The sequence below is a fragment of the Microbacterium sp. MMO-10 genome, from assembly GCF_037148715.1.
GTDB lineage: Bacteria > Actinomycetota > Actinomycetes > Actinomycetales > Microbacteriaceae > Microbacterium.
Genome location: NZ_JBBCSV010000001.1, coordinates 623392 through 642238, shown reverse-complemented (window position 1 = coordinate 642238; position 18847 = coordinate 623392). Strand labels below are relative to the sequence as shown.

Sequence of the window (18847 nt, the reverse complement as noted above, 5' to 3'; positions counted from 1 at the left end):
ATCACTCCGGTCGGTCAGGTGTTCGTGCTCTTGCTGCTGGGGCGGCGGCGGCCGGCGAGGATCGCGCCGGTGATCAGCAGCAGCGCCCCGGTCGGGTACCCGGCGACCAGGTCGAGCCAGCCGGGGGGCTGGCCGGGGCCGAACACTTCCAGGTGCGCGAGCCAGTGGATGATCGCGACGATCGCGCCGGCGGCCATCAGGGCCTGGCCGACCCGGACGAGCAGTCGGTGTCGCCGCCAGGCGCGTTGCGGGTCCTCAGCCGGGGCGGGTCGGGGGGTGGTGCGGGTCATGAGCGGGGTCCTTTCGCAGGGGGCGGGTCACAGTCCGGAGTAGGAGTGCAGGCCGGTGAAGAAGACATTGACGACGCCGAAGTTGAACAGCACGGCGGCGAAGCCGACGATGCACAGCCAGGCGGCGCGGGTGCCGGCCCAGCCGCGGGTGGCGGTGGCGTGCAGGTATCCGGCGTAGAGCACCCAGATGATGAACGTCCACACCTCTTTCACGTCCCACCCCCAGAACCTGCCCCAGGCGCGGCCGGCCCAGATCGCCCCGGCGATCAGGGTGAAGGTCCACAGGATGAACCCGACGATCGTCAGCCGGTATGCGAGCCGGTCCAGATCCTCCGGCCCGGGCAGACTGTCCCGCAGCCGGGTGAGCCGGGAGGGGAGGCCCCGGCGGCGGGTGGTGAGCAGGTAGGTGAGGGAGACGAGGAACGCGAGCCCGAAGAACGCGGTCGCCAGCAGCGCGACCAGCACGTGGATGACCAGCCACCCGGATTGCAGGGCGGGCATCAGGGGGACGACGGGGACGTAGAAGCTGACCGTCGCGACGCCGAGCAGCAGCACGGTCAGCCCGAGCACGGCGCTGCCCAGGTACGCCAACCGCACCCGCAGCGACACGGCCAGGAAGGTGGCGATGATCAGCGCGGTGCCGGTGAGGGAGAACTCGAACATGTTCGCCCACGGCACCCGGTCCGCGGCGACCCCGCGCAGCACCACCCCGGCAAGATGGAACACCCAGCCCAGCACGGTCAACGCGAACCCGACCCGCGCCGCCTTCCCCGCCCCCCGTCCGCCACCCGGGACAGCGGCGGCGGGTGTGGTGTCGGGGGCGGGGGTGGGGGGTGTGCCTGCCAGGTCCGGGTCGGTGGTGGTGGCGCCGGCGGTGACCGGCACCCGGGCGGTGACCGGGACGGCAGGGGCGCTGGCGCGGCGGGCGAGGTGAAGGGTGTAGGCGACGAACGCGGCGGCGTAGATCGCGATCGCCGAGTACACCAGCAGCAGGGACAGGGCGTCAAGGAACGGGGTCATCGGAGCCTCCTCGAAGGGGTGTGGGGGTCGGGGTGAGGCGGGCGGCGAGGGTGTCGACGGTGGGTTGCAGGCGGGGGTCGTCGCCGCGGGCGAGCCCGGCGACCTCCAGCACCGTGCCGCCGCGGCGGCCGGTGGCTGTGCGGACCCAGAGGCGGCGGCGGGGCACGAACAGGGACAGGGCCAGCCCGGCCATCGCGGCGACCGCGGCGATCAGGGTGGGGGTCTGGGTGGGGTCGGCGGCGATCTCCAGCGACGCGAACCGGGGGATCGGGCCGAGCTCGATCGTGCCCAGCCCGTCCGGCAGCGGAACCGGGGTGCCGGGGACCAGCTGCAGGGCGGGGGTGGGGGTGCCGCGCCCGGCGATCTGGGTGAGGGTGCTGGTGTCCAGTGCGTACACCGACACCGGGACCCCGGTGTTCAGGCCCAGGTCGCCGACGTACACGTTGAAGGTGACGACCGGGTCCAGCAGGTCCGGGTAGCTGGACGCGAACGCCCCAGAGGCGGTGGTCGCGCGGGTGGGGTACAGCATCCCGACCAGGCCGACCTGCTCGGCCAGCCCGTCGGGAACCTTCACGATGCCCAAGCTGGTCAAATTCGCGTCCTGCGGCAGGAACGGGACCGTGTCACGGAACACGATCTTCCCGGCCGGGTTTCGGACGGTGAGGGTGGGGGCGTACCCGTTGCCGAGCAGATAGATGTCGGTGCCAGCCACCGACAGCGGCTCGTTGACCCGGATGCTGGAGGCCTGCCGGGTGCCGCCAGTGGTGGTCGTGACCTGCGCGTCGAACGTCTTCGGCATGCCGAGCGCGTTGACGTTGTCCAGGACGTAGTCGACGCGGAACCGGTCCAGGGTGAGGGAGAACGTCGGGATCTGCGTGTCAGTGATGAACCGGCCGGCGGTGAACGAGTCGTACGCGATCCGGGTGGACGCGAACGTCTGCCCCTCCACCAGCACCCGCTGCCCGGTGAACCGGAACCCGCCGCCGACGCCGACCACGACCAGCACCGCCAGCAGCGCCACGTGGAACAGCAGGTTCCCGGTCTCCCGCAGGTAGCCGCGCTCGGCTGCGACCGAGTCCCGTCCGTCGTCGCCGCGGACCCGGCGGGTGCGGTACCGCTGCCGGCGCAGCGCCTTCTCGGCCGCGTCCAAGACCGCACCGGGGGGCGTGTCGGGGAGGACGCGGCGGGTGTGGGCGGGCAGGCGGGACAGGTTGCGGGGGGTGGCCGGGGGCGGGGCGAGCAGCGCGGTCAGGTGGTGGCGGATGCGGGGGATGACGCAGCCGATCAGCGACGCGAACAACAGCAGGTAGATCGCGGAGAACCACACCGACCCGAACACGTCGTGCAGCTGCAGCAGGTCCACCGCCCACATCCAGCCCGGGTTGGTCTTGTCGAACTGGATCATCCCGTTCGGGTCGGAGGAGCGTTGCGGGATCAACGACCCGGGGATCGCGGCCACCGCGAGCAGCAGCAACAACACCAGGGCGGTGCGCATGCTGGTCAGCTGCCGCCACGCCCACCGCGCCCACCCCGACACGCTCAGGCGCGGATTCGTGGGCTCGTCCACCGGCCGGTCGACGTGATCGGCGGGCAGCTGCGGGGCCTGCTCACTGCGGATCGACACGCGCATCCCCCCTCCCCCGGACGGGTGCGCGGCGGCGGGCGCGCCAGGAGGCGTGGGCGAGCAGCCCGACCCCCAGTACGGCGGCCACCAGGGCGGTGAGCACGTTCGCTTTCAGCCCGCCGGCGAGCAGCTCGGTGGGATCCAGCCGGATGGACTCCAGCACCGCCCGCCCCGCCCCGTACCACAGCAGGTACACGCCCAGACTCCGCCCGGCGCCCAACGTGATCCGGCCGTGCCTGCGGCGGTGCTGCTCGAGCAGCACGATCACGGCGGCCCCGGCCAGGTTCCACAGCAGCTCGTACAGGAACAGCGGATGAAACAGGGTCCCCGCCGGGGTCCCCGGCGGGATCGCGGGAGCGGAGGGGTCGATCTGCAACCCCCACGGCAAGGTGGTGGGCGGGCCGAACAGCTCCTGGTTGAAGTAGTTCCCCAGCCGCCCCACCGCCTGGGCGACCAGCATCCCCGGGGCGAGCGCGTCCAGGAACAGCAGCACCGGGATCCCGGCGCGACGGGTGCCGATCACAATCCCGACCAGCCCGCCCAGGATCGCACCGAAGATCGCGATCCCGCCCTCCCAGATGTAGAGCACCCGCCACAGGTCCGCGCCAGGGAAGAAGTAGTCGCCCGGATGGGTGAGCACATGGTAGATCCGGGCGCCGAGGATCCCGAACGGCACCGCCCACATCGCCACATCCACCACGACCCCGGCCGGGTGCCCGACCGCCCGCAACCGACGGCCGGTGATCAGCACCGCCAGCACGATCCCGGCCAGGATCGCCAGCGCGTAGAACCGGATCTGGAACGGACCGACCTGCACGAAGCTGATCCCCGGGCTCGGGATCAGCGCCGGAGCCACAATGAGGAGTGCGTCCATCAGGGCCTCACCCTCGCCGGAAGCCACGCCAGCGGGTCCACCGCTTCGCCTCCGGTGCGGATCTCGAAGTGCAGGTGTGCGCCGAAGCTGCGTCCACTGTCCCCGACCCGGCCGACCATCTGCCCCACCCGCACGGTCTGTCCCGGGGTCAGGGCGAGGGACCCTTCCCGCATGTGCGCGTACGCGCTTTCCACGACCTGCCCGTCGATCTCGTGCCGGATCACCACGTACACCCCGTACGCGCCGCCCTGCTCCGTCGCGGTGGTGACCACCCCGTCGGCGATCGCCTGGATCGGGGTGCCGATCCCGGGGGTCATGTCCAGTCCGGCATGGAAATTTGAGCAGGACGGGCATGGCGGGGTGCGGTACCCGAACGTGCTGCTGATCGGCACTCCCACGGTGAACGGCCACTGCACCGCCGATGCCGGGTCGTTGGTGAACGTGTCCGCGGTGTGCGCGTACGACTCGGTCCCGACGGGGGCGGTCACCGCCACCGTGTAGTCCCCGCGCACCATCACCGTCCCGGTGACGGTGTCGGGGGTGGTGAACGACTGGGCGCGCACCGGGGTGCGGGTCGCCTCGACGGCGAACACCGGCTCCGGCGTCAACGGGATCAGCAACGGCAGTCCGGCGATCGACGCGACCGGGAGCATCACCGCGCCGGCGAGCATCCGGGATCGGGTGAGCGTGCGGCGCGGCGCGTGTCGAGGTGTCCGGGCGGCACGGGTGGGCCGACGGCGTCGATCGCGTCGCGTCTGGACGGGTGGGGAAGACAGGGCGGCTCTCGCCGCACGGCGCGTCCCGGTACCGGGAGTCGGGGAGGAGGGGGCGGGTTCGGGCATACAAGACTTTCCTGGATGAGGGGGACGATGAAGGTGCGCACGGTCGCCGTCACACGGTCCAACCGGGAGCCGCGGCCCGGAGTGCACGGCGAGAATCCGGGATCGGATCACCCATGGCGCTGCCGCAGACGGGTCGCGCTCGCCTGCGGGCCGCACATCGTGGACCGTCGGCGACATCACGCGCCGGCGGCGGCTCAGGCGGCGGGCGCGGGCGGGGTGCTGATCAGGTGCGGCTGATCGACAGCACGATCAGGGAGGGCCGCAGAAGAGGCGACCCGGACGTGAACGAGCCCGACCTGCCCGGGAGGGATCGCAGCCACGCCAGCAGCGACATCCACCCGTCCCGGGCCGGGAGCACCAGGATGAGCAGGGTCAGCAACGCGAGCAGACACGTCACGGCAGCGAAAGCATGAGACGTCCCGCAGACCGTCTCATCGCACGAGGGCGTCACCACCCCGCTGACCAGGACATCAGCGGCGGCATCGGGGGCCGCAACGACTGCGGAGGCGGACACGACAGTGCCCGCCTGGTCCTCTTCCAGACTCAGCGAATGCATCGCAAGCAGCCCCGCGATGATCGCGGTCACCGCGGCCAGGTAGAACCACAGGGCACGCCGGGACCCGAGTGCCCGCCGTCGCGCCACCACCTGGTTCACCGTCGACGCCCCTTCCTCGATCACGCCCAGCATACCCCGGGCGGGTAGCCATCCCCGAAGCGATACCCATCCTGGATACCCCGGATGGGTATATGCTGAGTGGTAGGGGGCACCCGCTCCCGTGCGTGGTGTTCTGACCGTGTCGCGGGGGCAGGGCACCGCTACCCTGGACGGGAAGGAGGTCGGTCGTGAACGTGATTCGCTCGCACGCGCGTCTGACCCCCGGGGTGCGACGGCTCCTGCTGGCTGCTCCGATCGCCCTGGCGATCATCACCGGGCTGCTGTCCATGCACATCGTGACCGGTTCCCACCAGCCCGCCCTGGCATCAGAGACCAGCGCGATGAGCACGCACAGCCAGGTCGGCTCCGCACCAGCCGCCGCCGACGATACGCCGATGACCGCAGCTGCGGCGGAGGGCGCTGGAGGGCATTGCCAGGACGGGTGCGGCAGCCCTGCGGGGATGCCGGATCACTCGATGCTGATGATGGTGTGCGTGCTGGCGCTGCTGGCCGCGGTGATCGTCCTGCTCGCCCCGACGTCCCGTGCCCTTCTCACATACGCCGTAGCCCGCTCGCGCTCCCATACCCGGACTCTGCTGGCCGGATTGCCGCATCCCCGCCCGCCTTCACTGCTTGTCCTGTCCATCAGTCGCACCTGATTCCGCCTGAACCCCGGCGACCCTTGCCGGGGATGCTGCACCCTGCCCTCCCGGGCACTGAATCAGACCCTCACCGACTGAATAGACAAGGACACCCCTGATGCGTTTTCGTACTCTCACGCTGACCGCCGGCGCCCTGGCCACCGTGCTCGTGCTCGCCGGTTGCGCCCCCACCGACGGCACCATGCCCGGCATGGACCACGGACCCGGGGGGATGACCAGCACCGCCCCCTCCCAGTCCGCCGCCGCGTTCAACGCCGCGGACGAGATGTTCGTGACCATGATGATCCCGCACCACCAGCAGGCCATCGAGATGGCCGATCAGATCCTCGCGAAAGACGGCATCGACGAGCGAGTCGTCTCCCTCGCCGAGCAGATCAAGGCCGCACAGGACCCGGAGATCCAGACCATGAAGGGCTGGCTGGAGGAGTGGGGCGTCCCGTACGACGACTCCATGTCCGGGATGGACGGCATGGACATGGGCGGCGGGATGATGTCGGAGGACGACATGGCCGCTCTGGATGCCGCGACCGGGGTCGAGGCGACCCGCCTGTTCCTGAACGGCATGATCGCTCACCACCAGGGCGCCGTGACGATGGCGCAGTCGGTGCTCACCGACGGACAGAACCCGGACGTGGCCGCCCTCGCGCAGCAGATCATCGACGGGCAGACCGCCGAGATCACCACGATGCAGGACATCCTCGCCAGCCTCTGACCCGGTACCCCTCGGACGGGACCCGCGCTCCCGATGCCGGTCCCGTCCGAGGCCCCACCCTCGACCCCTGTGCGGTCACCGGTATCCGGCGTACCCGCACGGAAAGGCTCTCCGTTCATGATCTCTCCCACCACCCGCAGACTGGCGATCACGGCCACCGTCACCGTCGCGCTGCTGCTCACGGGCTGCAGCACCACCCCTGCGGAGCCCGATGCCCCCGCGAGCACCGCGGCCGGGTTCGGGCATGTGCACGGCATCGTCGACGCCGGTGACGGCACCGTGCTGCTGGGCACCCACACCGGCCTGTACACGCTGGGCGAGGACGGCACCGTCACCGGCCCGGTCGGTGGCATCGATCTGGACGCGATGGGACTGACCGCTACCGGTGACACCCTCTACGCGTCCGGGCACCCCGGCCCGTCCACCCCGGCGGAGCTCGGCGCCCCCAACCTCGGCATCATCCGCAGCCTCGACGCCGGCGCCTCGTGGGAACCGGTCGCGTTCACCGGGGAAGAGGACTTCCACGTCCTCACCGTCACCGGCGACGGCACCCTGTACGGGATCGGATCCTCCCGCCCGCTGCTGCGCACCAGCAGCGACGGCGGGCAGAGTTGGGCGGACGGTGCCGAGCTGCCCGCCGTCGACCTGGCCGCCGCGACCGACGGCACCCTGTACGCCGCCACCCAGGACGGGCTGCAGCACAGCACCGACGGTGGCGCCACCTTCACCCCGGCGCCGGACGCGCCAGTGCTGTACCTGGTGGAGACCGACCCAACCGGTGGGGTGGTCGGAGTGGACACCGACGGGACGTTGCGACGCCTAGTCGGCACCGGCTGGGAGAACGTCGGCACCACCACGGGAACCGTCCAAGCCCTCGGGGTCACCGGGGACGGTGCGATCGTCCTGGTCGATGACCGCGGCGTGGTCTGGATCCGCGACACCACCGCCACCGTTCTCATCCCGGCGGCAACACCATGACCACCGTCATTCGCACCTGGCGCGACCCGAGCGGCCGCGGATCGGAAGGAGACCGACCATGACCCCCACACCGGCACCCCCCGCGTGGGCGCACCGCACCACTGATGCCACCGCCGAGCAGTTGGCGGCGGTGGATGCGTGGTGGCGGGCGGCGAACTATCTGAGCATCGGGCAGATCTACCTGCAGGGTAACCCGCTGCTGCGCCACCGCCTCAGCCGGGACGACATCAAGCCGCGGCTGCTGGGGCATTGGGGCACCACCCCGGGCCTGAACTTCCTCTACGCCCACCTGAACCGCGCCATCCGCGACCGCGACCTGAACACCCTGTACGTGACCGGGCCCGGGCACGGCGGACCCGGCATGGTCGCCAACGCCTACCTCGACGGCACCTACACCGAACGCTACCCGGGCATCGACCGCACCGAAGAGGGGCTGCGGGCGCTGTTCCGGCAGTTCTCCTTCCCGGGCGGGATCCCCTCGCACGCGTCCCCGGAAACGCCCGGGTCGATCAACGAGGGCGGGGAGCTGGGCTACTCCCTCGTGCACGCCTACGGGGCCGCGTTCGACAACCCCGACCTGCTGGTCGCCTGCGTGATCGGTGACGGGGAGGCGGAGACCGGGCCGCTGGCGACCGCGTGGCACGGCAACAAGTTCCTCAACCCCGCCCATGACGGGGTGGTGCTGCCGATCCTGCATCTGAACGGGTACAAGATCGCCAACCCGACCGTGCTGTCGCGCATCCCCGAGAAGGAGCTTGTCGCGCTGCTGCGCGGCTACGGTCATCACCCCCACGTCGTCACTGTCGGCTTCGATGGGGAAACCCCGCGTGAGTCCCACGCGACGTTCGCGGCGGTGCTGGATGCGGTGCTGGATGAGATCGCGGACATCAAGGCCGCCGCGGCGGCCGGGACGTTGGGGGGGCGGCCGGCGTGGCCGGCGATCGTGCTGCGCAGCCCGAAGGGGTGGACCTGCCCGAAGATCATCGACGGTCTGCCGGTGGAGGGCACCTGGCGGGCCCACCAGGTGCCGCTCGCCGAGGTCCGCGACAATCCCGAGCACCTGCGGATCCTCGAGGACTGGCTGGCGTCCTACCGCCCGCACGAGCTGTTCGACGTGACCGGCGCCCCCCGCCCGGCCACGGTCGCGATCGCCCCGGACGGGGATCGGCGGATGAGCGCGAACCCGGCCGGCAACGGCGGACAACTCACCGTCCCGCTGCGGCTCCCGGACTTCCACAAGCACGCGCAGCCGGTCGACCCGGCCGAGCGGGGTGCGGGAACCGGGGAAGCGACCCGCGTGCTGGGCGAGTGGCTGGCGGGGGTGATCCGGGACAACCCGGACAACTTCCGCATCTTCGGCCCGGACGAGACCGCCTCCAACCGGCTCGCCCCACCCGTCTACCAGGCCACCGGCAAGCAGTGGAACGCGGCCGTGGAGCCCGTCGACGAGCACCTGGCCCCGACCGGGCGGGTGATGGAGGTGCTCAGCGAGCACCAGTGCCAGGGCTGGCTCGAGGGCTACGTCCTTACCGGCCGGCATGGGCTGTTCAACTGCTACGAGGCGTTCACCCACATCGTCGACTCGATGTTCAACCAGCACGCCAAATGGCTCGAAGCGGCCCGGGAGGTGTCGTGGCGGGACCCGATCCCGAGCTTCAACTACCTGCTCTCCAGCCACGTCTGGCGGCAGGACCACAACGGGTTCTCCCACCAGGACCCCGGGTTCATCGACCTCGCCCTGAACAAGAGCCCCGACATCGTCCGCGTCTACCTGCCGTTCGACGCGAACACGCTGCTGTCCACCTACGACCACTGCCTGCGCTCCGCCGGGTACATCAACGTCGTCGTCGCCGGGAAGCAGCCCGCCCCGCAGTGGCTGACGATGGACGAGGCGATCGAGCACTGCACCCGCGGGCTGGGCATCCTGCCGTGGGCGGGCACCGAAACCGAAGGCACCGAGCCGGACGTGGTGCTCGCCGCCGCCGGCGACGTGCCGACACTGGAGACCCTCGCCGCGGCGGCGCTGCTGCGCGAGCACATCCCCGACCTGAGAGTGCGGGTGGTGAACGTGGTCGACCTGACCCGGCTGCAATCCGAGGACCAGCACCCGCACGGTCTCCCGGACCGGGAGTTCGATGCGATCTTCACTCCCGACAAGCCGGTGATCTTCGCCTACCACGGCTACCCGTGGCTGATCCACCGACTCACCTACAAGCGCGCCGGACACCAGAACCTGCACGTGCACGGCTTCCAGGAGCGCGGCACCACCACGACCCCGTTCGACATGGTCATGCTCAACGACCTCGACCGGTACCGGCTGGCGATCGACGTCCTCGACCACGTCCCGGGCCTCGCCGCCCGCCACGCGGAGCTGCGGCAGGAGCTGCAGGACGCCCGCCTGCATGCCCGCGCCCACACCCGTGAGCACGGCACCGACATCCCCGCCGTCGCCGACTGGCAATGGCCCCACCCCGACACCACCGACCCCGCCATCCGGAAGGAACCGAAATGAGTGACACCAGAACCGTGACCCTGCAGGTCAGCGGCATGATCCGCGCGACCTCCAAGAACGTCACCGAAGCCCACCTGAGCCGACAACCCGGAGTGATCGCTGTCGACGCGAACCCGGTCTCACAGACCGCGACCGTCACCTACGACCCCGAGACCACCTCGGTCGCCCACCTCCAGCAATGGGTCATCGACTGCGGGTATCACTGCGCCGGCCAGTCCGTCCCCGACCATATCTGCGACCCCGCGCACGACCCGCACGACGAGGGTGCGCACGACCACAGCGCCCACCACGGCCCCGCAGCTGAGGGCGCACAAGAACCGCACGCGAGTCACGACGCGCACGAGGGCCACACGGATGCCACGGGTCACGCCAGCCACGCGGGCCATAAGGGTCCTGCGGGCTATCACGACGACCCCGTCCACGACCACGCCGCTGGCCACGACCACACGCACGCCCCGTCGGCGACGGCGGATGACGGTGAGCATGCCGGTCACCACGTCGAGCACGCCGGTCACACCGCGGCCGCGGGTGGGCACGATCATGGTGCAGCGTCGGGTCACAGTGCGCAGGAGATGATGGGCCACGGTGGGCATCACGGCGGGATGTCGATGGACGCGATGATCCGCGACATGCGCAACCGGTTCCTGGTCGCGCTGATCCTGTCGATCCCGATCACCCTGTGGTCTCCGATCGGGCGGGAGGTGATCGGATTCGAGGTGCCGGCACCGTTCGGGCTGCGCGATGACGTGTTCATGCTGATCCTGTCGCTGCCGGTGATCTTCTACTCGGCGTGGATCTTCTTCGACGGCGCCTACCGGGCGCTGCGCGCGAAGACCCTCGACATGATGGTGCTCGTCGCAGTCGGTGTCGGCGCCGGCTGGCTGTACTCCCTCGCGGTCACCCTCACCGGCGGCGGTGAAGTGTTCTACGAAGCCGCCACGGTGCTTGCCACCTTCGTGCTGCTGGGGCATTGGGTGGAGATGCGCGCCCGCGGCGGCGCGAACGACGCCATCCGCACCCTCCTGGAGCTCGCACCCTCGCAGGCGGTCGTGATCCGTGACGGGCAGGAGGTCGAGATCCCCACCAGCGAGGTCGTCCCGGGGGATCTGATGCTGGTGCGGCCGGGGGCCAAGATCCCCACCGACGGTGTCGTGGAATCCGGAGAGTCCGAGGTGGACGAGTCGATGGTCACCGGCGAGTCCATGCCGGTGGACAAAGCGCCCGGGTCGGAGGTGATCGGAGCGACCGTGAACACCGTCGGCACCCTCCGCGTCACAGCCACCAAAGTCGGCTCGGACACGGCGTTGGCGCAGATCGTGAAGCTCGTGCAGGAGGCGCAGAACTCCAAAGCCCCCGGGCAGCGCCTCGCCGACCGGGCAGCGTTCTGGCTCGTCCTGGTCGCCCTGATCGGCGGCACCCTCACCTTCCTGGTGTGGCTGCTCGCCGGCGCTGCAATCCCGATGGCGATCCTGTTCGCTATCACCGTCGTCGTCATCACCTGCCCCGACGCGCTCGGCCTCGCCACCCCGACGGCGATCATGGTCGGCACCGGGCTCGGCGCGAAACGGGGCGTGTTGTTCAAGAACGCCTCCGGGATCGAAACCGCCGCCCACATCGACACGGTCGTGTTCGACAAGACCGGCACCCTCACCAAGGGGGAGCCGGAGGTCACCGACTACATCCCCGTCGGCGGCGACGAGCTCGAGACTCTCTCCCTCGCGGTCGCGTTGGAGCGGGAATCCGAGCATCCTCTGGCGAAAGCGATCGTGAATTACGCCGACGCCCGCGACATCCCCCGTCGCACCGCGACCGCGTTCCGAAACGTCACCGGGCAGGGCGCGATCGCCACCGTCGACGGTCGACAGGTCGTCCTCGGCAACCCGCGCCTTCTCACCGGGGAGGGGATCGACATCAGCGGGGTGCAGGCCGCTCAGCAGGACCTGGCTGGGTCCGGCCGCACCGCGATCCTGTTCGCCGTGGACGGGCAAGTCGCCGGGATCATCGGTCTCGCCGACGCACCCCGGGACACCGCAAAGACCGCGATCGACGCTCTCCACGAGCAGGGCGTCGAGGTCGCAATGCTCACCGGGGACAACAAGCCCACCGCCGACCGGATCGCCGCTCTCCTCGGCATCGACACCGTGATCGCGGATGTGCTCCCCGAGGACAAGTCCGCGAAGGTCGCCGAGCTGCAGAAGACGGGCAAGAAGGTCGCGATGGTCGGCGACGGCGTCAACGACGCCCCCGCCCTCGCCCAGGCCGACCTCGGCATCGCGATCGGCGCCGGCACCGACGTCGCCATCGAGACCGCCGACGTGGTCCTGATGCGCTCGGACCCGCTCGATGTTGCGATCGCACTCAAGATCGGCAAGGGCACACTGCGAAAGATGCGGCAGAACCTGGGCTGGGCCATCGGATACAACGCCGCCGCCCTCCCCATCGCCGCTGGCGTGTTCTATCCGGCGTTCGGGATCATGCTGTCCCCGGAGATCGCCGCCCTGTCGATGTCCGGTTCCTCCGTGATCGTCGCCGTCAACGCCCTCCTCCTCAAGCGGCTCCGCCTGCCCGCCCAGGCGCCCGCTGCGACGACCATGCAGAAGGAGCCCGAACATGCCTGACCGTCCGCTCTCTCCCACACCGTCCTCCCCGATGCTGCTGACCCGACGAGGTGTGCTCGGACTCGGACTGGGCGCCGTCGCGGCAGCCGTGCTCGCCTCCTGCACCCCCGCGCCGCAATGGGTGACACCCACCGGCGCAGCGGTGTCCGGCACGGAGAAGAACCGCGGCGGCACCGGCCGAGTCACCACCGTCGACCTCACCGCCGCCCCCACCACGCTCGACCTGGCCGGTACCGCCGCCGCCACCTGGGCGTTCGGAGGTATCCCCGCCCCGGTAATCCGGCTCACCGCAGGCGACACGCTGAAAGCGACCGTCCGCAACCAGCTCGACGCGGACACCTCCGTGCACTGGCACGGACTCGCCCTCCGCAACGACATGGATGGGGTCCCTCCGGTAACCCAAGCCCCCATCGCCCCGGGCGGACAGTTCGCATACGAGTTCGTCACCCCGCATCCGGGCACCTACTGGTTCCACCCCCACGTCGGCCCGCAACTGGACCACGGCCTCTACGGTGCGCTCATCATCGACGACCCGGACGAGAAGGTGACGTGGGACGACGAATGGGTGCTGATCCTCGACGACTGGCTCGACGGCGTCACCGCCACCCCGGACCAGGTCCTCACCGACCTCTCGAAGGGCATGGGAGACATGGGCGGGATGGGCGACATGTTCATGCGGATGGGGAACCTGCTGATGGGCGCCACCTCCGAGCTGCTCGGCGGCGACGCCGGCGACGTCTACTACCCGCAGTACCTCATCAACGGCAAACCCAAAGCCGACCCCGCCCAATTCACCGGCACTCCTGGTGCCCGGGTGCGGATCCGTGTCATCAACGCCGGCAGCGACACCGCGTTCCGGTTCGCGATCGGCGGCCACACCCTGACGATCACCCACACCGACGGGTTCCCGGTGGATCCTGTCGAGGTCGACAGTGTCCTGATCGGGATGGGCGAACGCTACGACCTGCAGGTCACCCTGGACGATGGGGTGTTCCCTGTCGTCGCCGACGCGGAAGGCAAGCAGGATCGCGCGTTCGCGCTCGTTCGCACCGCCGCTGGCACGGCTCCGGCCAGCGACGTCCCCGTCGCCGAGCTCGGCACCGGCAGGGTCGGCACCGCTGCCGGACTGAGCGCGACCGCCTCCGTCACCCTGCACCAGGCATCCCCCGACCGGGTCGTGCACCTCGCGCTGACCGGCGGGATGGAGGCGTACGACTGGGGGATCAATGGGCGCCGGTTCGACATGAACGACCCGTTGCGGGACGCGCACGCGGTCAGTATGGGGGAGCGGGTGCAGTTGCGGATCCGCAATGACACCGAGATGTGGCATCCGTTCCACCTGCACGGCCACACCTACCAGCACGCGAACGGCGGCCCCCGGAAGGACACCTCCATCATCCTCCCGGGCCAGACCCTGACAGTCGACTTCGACGCCGACAACCCCGGCCAGTGGGTCGCGCACTGCCACAACATCTACCACGCCGAGACCGGCATGACCACGGTGCTCGGATACCAGTCATGAACCGCGCGTTCATCCCCAGCACGGGAGGATGATCGCGCGGGCGATCGGACGGCGGCGGCGGACGTCAAGTCTAAGTGGACTTCCTACTCTTATGTAGGGATCTGCCATTTCGCGCGGAATCCTGCTGACGAAACTGCTGCCAATTAGCGTGGAATCCCCGAGTTCTCCGCCACCTTGACCGGGAACCTACACGGCGGCGACTTCCACTAGATCCGGGCTTCGCCGGACCCACCTCTGATCGACCGGACGGCCACCCCGGCAGGGGCAGTGCACCTGCCGAGGCGGCCGTGATTCGGGCATCGCCCTCGTGAGGTCAGCCGCGAGGAGGATTGGCCGGCAGCCACTCCTCGAAGGTGGTCTCGAAGATCACCGCGCCGTCGACCGGGATCAGCGTGCGCTCGTCGATGTGCGCCCCGTAGTACTGCGCGTCGGGATCCTGCACCACAGTCCTGCTGTCGCCCCGGAAGGCGAGGCCCCGGCGGACGAACTCGTCCATGGCGAACTGCTCAGGTCCCGCGATCTCGCGATCCCCGTTGAGGGGCTCTCCCGCTGCCGCTCGCGCAACCGCCGTGGCGACATCCTCGGCCGCGATGGGCTGGATGAGCGCACCGGGCAGGTGCACGGCGCCGTCGGCGCCCACGGAGATGTCGGCGATGCTGCCCAGGAACTCGAAGAACTGGGTGGCGTGGACGAGGGAGTACGGCATGCCGGACGCGCGGATCAGTTTCTCCTGAGCGGTCTTGGCCCGGAAGTAGGGGATGTTCTGCGGGCGGTCGGTGCCGACGATGGTCAGCGCGACGTGGTGGCCGACGCCGGCCACTGCTTCCGCGGCGACCAGATTGCGCGTGGAGGTGGTGAAGAACTCCAGGACGTCCTTCTCCTCGAAGGACGGAGAGTTCGACACGTCGACCACGACATCCGCACCGACGAGCACCGCGGCGAGGCCCTCCCCGGTCACGGTGTCGACGCCGGTGTTCGGGGATGCGGCGATCGCCTCATGCCCGTGAGCGGTGAGCTTCGACACCACCTTCGAGCCGATCAGTCCCGTGCCGCCAATCACAACGATCTTCGCCATGTTCTTGCCTTCCGTCATTCACGACGCCGTGATCGGCGCCCTCCCAGTGCTGACCGGCAGGCGACCGGGTTTGTGACGGCTCACGGCGTGTTCCAGTGCCTCAGCTTGTCCGGGTTGACGACCGCCCACATGCCCGAGACATGACATGCCCGGATGCGCAGGCTCAGGACCCCGGCGACGCGACTGCCGTCCTGGAAGACCACGGCGGGTGCGCCGTTCACCTCGACGATCGAGGAGATCCAGCCGGACGCCGGCCCCAGAAGGTCCACGAGGGCGCGGGAGACATCGTCCCGCCCGAGCACCGGTGAACTCGGAGCCGGGACGCGACCGCCGCCGTCGACGATCAGAGAGACCCTGCGGTGCAGTCTCCTCGAGAGCCGGGTGCGGTCGCCCCTCGCCAGCAGCTCGCGGATGATCTCCACGCGAGACACCCGTCGGGATGCGCTTCGCCGTGCTGCGCGGTGCGCGGTGCGCATCAGTCCGGGTCGAGCGGTCATGCTCCGGCCGACGCGAGGCGCTGCAGCTTCTCGGGGCTCATCACCCAGAGGAGCTGCGTGATGCCCTCCGGGGATGCCGTCACGGTGAGGGCCGTCGTCACGATGCCGTCCTCGGAAAGCGTCACGGCCGGCCGCCCGTTGACCTCGATCCAGCGCTGCGTCTTCCCCTGCCAGAAATGGCCGGAGAACGCGGCGACGAACTTCGCCACGCGCGTCCGGCCGGAGACGGGGATGCGGGCGGCGAGTCTGACACCGTTCCCATCGGTGTAGCTCACGACGTCGGAGGCGAAGAGATCCTCCAGCGCCGAGATGTCCCCGGTCTGGGCGGCCGTGAGGAAGGTCTCGAGCAGACGACGGTGCTCGCCTGCCGGCACCGCGTTGCGCCTGCTGTCGGCCAGGTGCTTGCGAGCTCTGCTCACCAGCTGTCGTGTCGCGGGAACGGAGGCCCGCACGATGAGGGAGATCCGATCGTAGGGGTAGCCGAGAGCCTCACGCAGGACGTACGCGGACCGCTCGGTCGGGGTGAGCTTCTCGAGCAGGAGCAGCACGGCGAAGTCGAGGGCCTCGCCGCGCTCTGCGCCGAGCAGCGGGTCATCCTCGGTGTTCACCGGCTCAGGCAGCCAGGGACCGATGTAGGTCTCCCGACGGGCACAGGCTCTGCATCTCGTTGATGCAGAGCCTGGTGACTACCGTCGTCAGCAGCGCTCCCGGTTCCTTCACCACAGACCGGTCCGTGTGCTGCCAACGGATCCAGGCCTCCTGCAGGACGTCCTCCGCGTCGGCGACGCTCCCCGTCATGCGGTACGCGATGCCGAACAACCGCCGGCGCTCCTGCGCGAACACCGCCACCGCCGTGTCCAGGTCGGCCCACTCGGCCGTCATCCGCTCGTCCGTGATCCTCACCCTCTCCGCGCGACTCGATCGCAGTGCTCTCGATGACACTGACCGAGTACGTGCACGAAACGTGACGCTCTGCGGGAACTCCCCACCATTGTCACAGCCTCGCCTCCTCACCGGTCTTCCCGTTGCGGCCGGACAGGGCGCCCCGATCTGCCCCCACCCGTCACAGGCGCGCCCCCTCGCCGGTCATTCCTGGTAGCGGCGATCTGCCCGCACGAAAGACACCGGGAAGGCCCTCCATGACGGAATCGACGTCGCCGGCATCCGCCGATCTTGCAGCTCTCCGCAGCGCCCTGGCGAACGAGCAGATCGTCCTGCAGTCGGTCGCGAGCGCGACCGTCAGCGAGTCCGGAGCGAGGTCGACGATCTACCTCTCGACGCTGTCGAGCGGCCTGGTCGCGCTCGGATTCTCCGCGCGGACCCCGGGCCTTCTCGCGATCCTCACCTTCACCCTGCTGCCGACGATCTTCGTGCTCGGATGGTTCACGGTCGTCCGGCTCGTCGACAACACCATCGAGAACATCGCCGTGCGCCAGCGGATGGAGAACATCCGAGCGCATTTCGCGGGCGTGCATCCGTCGGGGCCCGCTCTTCTCGTCCGGGGCGACGCCCGCACCGGGGAGTACGGCGTCCGATACGGACGCAGCTCCTTCCTGTTCACCATGGCGAGCATGATCGCGGCAGTGAACTGCGTGCTCGGCGGCGCGCTGGTGGCCCTGGCGCTCACCGAAGGGATGGGCTCGCCCCTGCTCGGGGCGCAGCTGTCGGGCGCGGCGGTCGGTATCGTCCTGCTCGGCGCCACGCTGACCTATGAGCGTCGCAGGATCCGGGCGGCGAACCTCGCGCGCCGCCCCGTCGGGGGCTGACGTCGCAGCAGAAGCCGGCCGCCCCCTGGACCCGGGAGAAGGCCTCGGTTAGCCGCTCCCGTATCCGTCGTCAAGCCCCTGCCCGACGCGGGTGCAGGGCAATAGCGTGAAGCGTGGGAAGGTTCCACGGCGCATGCGGGGTCCCCCAGGCTTCCGGTCGCTCGCCAAGCCGTGGAACGCCGGGGAGCCGGACGGTTTCGCCTCCGTCCGGCTCCCCTTGTTCGCCGGCTCCGGGCCCTGAGTCCTGAGCCGGCTCGGCGCGGGGATCAGCGATAGGCGGCGAGGAACTCCTCGATGAGGGCCGCCGCCGGTGCGCTCGGCGAGCGCGGACTGATGATGCTGAGATCCCAGTCGATGTGCTCGGCGAGCGCCACCGACACGATGCCGTCGACGGGCGTGATGAGCAGCTCCGGAAGGAGCGCGATGCCGAGGCCGGTGGCGACGAACACCGGGATCGCACTCGTCTCCGTCACCTCGGCCCGCACGTCACGGACGATGCTCCGCGCGCCCAGCGCGGAGTCGAGGACATCGCGATTGCCGAACCCGACGGGGGTGTCCACGAAGTGCTCGCCGGCGATCTCGGCGAGGCCGATCTCCGCCCGCTGCGCGAGCGCGTGATCTTCAGCGAGGACGACCCGGTACGGCGTCGTCGCGAGTCGATGCACGGCCAGGCCCGGAGCCGCCGTCGCAGGGAGGCCGAAGAGGCTGAGATCCACCCTGCCTCGTCGGACCGACTCGACCAGCTCACCGGATCCGCCCGAGTTGCCTCGCAGGCGGAGTTCGACCAGCGGGTTCGCGCGGTGGAAGGCGCCGATGATCCGCGGCACGGCCATGGAGCTGATGCTCGTGAACATGCCCATGCGCAGGAGACCGCGCAGCTCGCCCCGGGGATCCGCGGCGGCCTTGGCGCGCGCCTCGGCATCGACGAGCTCTCGCAGCACGGGAAGCACGGCCTCCCCGGCGGCGGTGATCCGCACTCCGCGCTGATCGCGCTCGAAGAGGGCGACGCCCAGTTCCTTCTCCAGCGCGCGCACGCCTGCCGAGACCGTCGACTGTCCGGCGAACACGCGCTGTGCGGCGCGGGTGAAGCTCAGCTCGTCGGCGACGGCGATGGCGTACTCGGCCTGGCGGGTGTCCACATGACCTCCCGGGTCATCGATCGCAGCGATGGCAGTGATCAAGGATAACCGTTGGACTCGA

General features: G+C 70.1%; 18 protein-coding genes. 7 read left to right on the top strand and 11 right to left on the bottom strand.

From position 1 onward, the window contains the following. Positions 1 to 14: 14 nt before the first annotated feature. The 6 genes from WFJ17_RS03065 to WFJ17_RS03040 all read right to left on the bottom strand — a co-directional run bounded on the left by WFJ17_RS03065 (position 15) and on the right by WFJ17_RS03040 (position 5338). Positions 15 to 290, bottom strand: coding sequence for a hypothetical protein (locus WFJ17_RS03065; protein WP_067165110.1), 276 nt, complete (start codon positions 288 to 290; stop codon positions 15 to 17). A 27-nt stretch (positions 291 to 317) separates the two neighbouring features. Further along, positions 318 to 1310: a c-type cytochrome biogenesis protein CcsB gene (ccsB, locus tag WFJ17_RS03060; RefSeq protein ID WP_292898014.1), complete on the bottom strand. Its 993-nt coding sequence runs from the start codon at positions 1308 to 1310 to the stop codon at positions 318 to 320. Further along, a complete protein-coding gene (resB, locus tag WFJ17_RS03055; protein WP_336647661.1) occupies positions 1294 to 2940 on the bottom strand; it encodes a cytochrome c biogenesis protein ResB in 1647 nt (548 codons plus the stop codon). The genes ccsB and resB overlap by 17 nt, the downstream gene beginning before the upstream one ends. After that, positions 2918 to 3808, bottom strand: a complete 891-nt coding sequence (gene lgt, locus WFJ17_RS03050) for a prolipoprotein diacylglyceryl transferase (RefSeq protein WP_005049593.1) — start codon at positions 3806 to 3808, stop codon at positions 2918 to 2920. The genes resB and lgt overlap by 23 nt, the downstream gene beginning before the upstream one ends. Beyond that, on the bottom strand, positions 3808 to 4461 hold the full coding sequence (locus WFJ17_RS03045; RefSeq protein WP_239531816.1) for a M23 family metallopeptidase: 654 nt from the start codon (positions 4459 to 4461) through the stop codon (positions 3808 to 3810). Before WFJ17_RS03045 ends, lgt begins: the two co-directional genes overlap by 1 nt. Before the next feature lie 412 nt (positions 4462 to 4873). Further along, complete coding sequence (locus tag WFJ17_RS03040) at positions 4874 to 5338, bottom strand: DUF6153 family protein (protein WP_135948650.1); 465 nt, start codon at positions 5336 to 5338, stop codon at positions 4874 to 4876. Between the two features lie 155 nt (positions 5339 to 5493). On the opposite strand from WFJ17_RS03040, the gene WFJ17_RS03035 reads away from it, so the two are divergent. The 6 genes from WFJ17_RS03035 (at position 5494) to WFJ17_RS03010 (ending at position 14309) form a co-directional block, all read left to right on the top strand. Further along, entirely contained in the window at positions 5494 to 5964 is a 471-nt protein-coding gene (locus tag WFJ17_RS03035) for a DUF6153 family protein (RefSeq protein WP_336647660.1), read from the top strand. A 100-nt stretch (positions 5965 to 6064) separates the two neighbouring features. Beyond that, positions 6065 to 6679, top strand: coding sequence for a DUF305 domain-containing protein (locus tag WFJ17_RS03030; RefSeq protein ID WP_056207384.1), 615 nt, complete (start codon positions 6065 to 6067; stop codon positions 6677 to 6679). 117 nt (positions 6680 to 6796) lie between these two features. Then, entirely contained in the window at positions 6797 to 7657 is an 861-nt protein-coding gene (locus tag WFJ17_RS03025) for a F510_1955 family glycosylhydrolase (protein WP_135948648.1), read from the top strand. A 58-nt stretch (positions 7658 to 7715) separates the two neighbouring features. Continuing rightward, positions 7716 to 10169 carry a phosphoketolase family protein gene (locus WFJ17_RS03020; RefSeq protein WP_336647659.1) on the top strand — a complete coding sequence of 818 codons (2454 nt, stop codon included), beginning with the start codon at positions 7716 to 7718 and terminating at the stop codon, positions 10167 to 10169. Then, positions 10166 to 12787, top strand: a complete 2622-nt coding sequence (locus tag WFJ17_RS03015; RefSeq protein ID WP_056518808.1) for a heavy metal translocating P-type ATPase — start codon at positions 10166 to 10168, stop codon at positions 12785 to 12787. The genes WFJ17_RS03020 and WFJ17_RS03015 overlap by 4 nt, the downstream gene beginning before the upstream one ends. Then, a complete protein-coding gene (locus WFJ17_RS03010; protein WP_113680074.1) occupies positions 12780 to 14309 on the top strand; it encodes a multicopper oxidase family protein in 1530 nt (509 codons plus the stop codon). The genes WFJ17_RS03015 and WFJ17_RS03010 overlap by 8 nt, the downstream gene beginning before the upstream one ends. A 313-nt stretch (positions 14310 to 14622) precedes the next feature. Here WFJ17_RS03010 and WFJ17_RS03005 read toward each other — a convergent pair whose 3' ends face one another. From WFJ17_RS03005 to WFJ17_RS02990, 4 genes are all read right to left on the bottom strand, one after another. Further along, on the bottom strand, positions 14623 to 15384 hold the full coding sequence (locus WFJ17_RS03005; protein WP_336647658.1) for an SDR family oxidoreductase: 762 nt from the start codon (positions 15382 to 15384) through the stop codon (positions 14623 to 14625). An 80-nt stretch (positions 15385 to 15464) separates the two neighbouring features. Further along, positions 15465 to 15806: a hypothetical protein gene (locus tag WFJ17_RS03000; protein ID WP_336647657.1), complete on the bottom strand. Its 342-nt coding sequence runs from the start codon at positions 15804 to 15806 to the stop codon at positions 15465 to 15467. A gap of 71 nt (positions 15807 to 15877) precedes the next feature. Continuing rightward, positions 15878 to 16489 carry a sigma factor-like helix-turn-helix DNA-binding protein gene (locus WFJ17_RS02995; RefSeq protein ID WP_336647656.1) on the bottom strand — a complete coding sequence of 204 codons (612 nt, stop codon included), beginning with the start codon at positions 16487 to 16489 and terminating at the stop codon, positions 15878 to 15880. 4 nt (positions 16490 to 16493) lie between these two features. Next, a complete protein-coding gene (locus tag WFJ17_RS02990; protein ID WP_336647655.1) occupies positions 16494 to 16763 on the bottom strand; it encodes a sigma factor in 270 nt (89 codons plus the stop codon). Between the two features lie 257 nt (positions 16764 to 17020). Between WFJ17_RS02990 and WFJ17_RS02985 the strand changes: the two genes are divergently transcribed. Continuing rightward, a complete protein-coding gene (locus WFJ17_RS02985; RefSeq protein ID WP_336647654.1) occupies positions 17021 to 17647 on the top strand; it encodes a hypothetical protein in 627 nt (208 codons plus the stop codon). A gap of 266 nt (positions 17648 to 17913) precedes the next feature. Here WFJ17_RS02985 and WFJ17_RS02980 read toward each other — a convergent pair whose 3' ends face one another. Further along, positions 17914 to 18828: a LysR family transcriptional regulator gene (locus WFJ17_RS02980; RefSeq protein WP_336647653.1), complete on the bottom strand. Its 915-nt coding sequence runs from the start codon at positions 18826 to 18828 to the stop codon at positions 17914 to 17916. Positions 18829 to 18847: the final 19 nt, after the last annotated feature.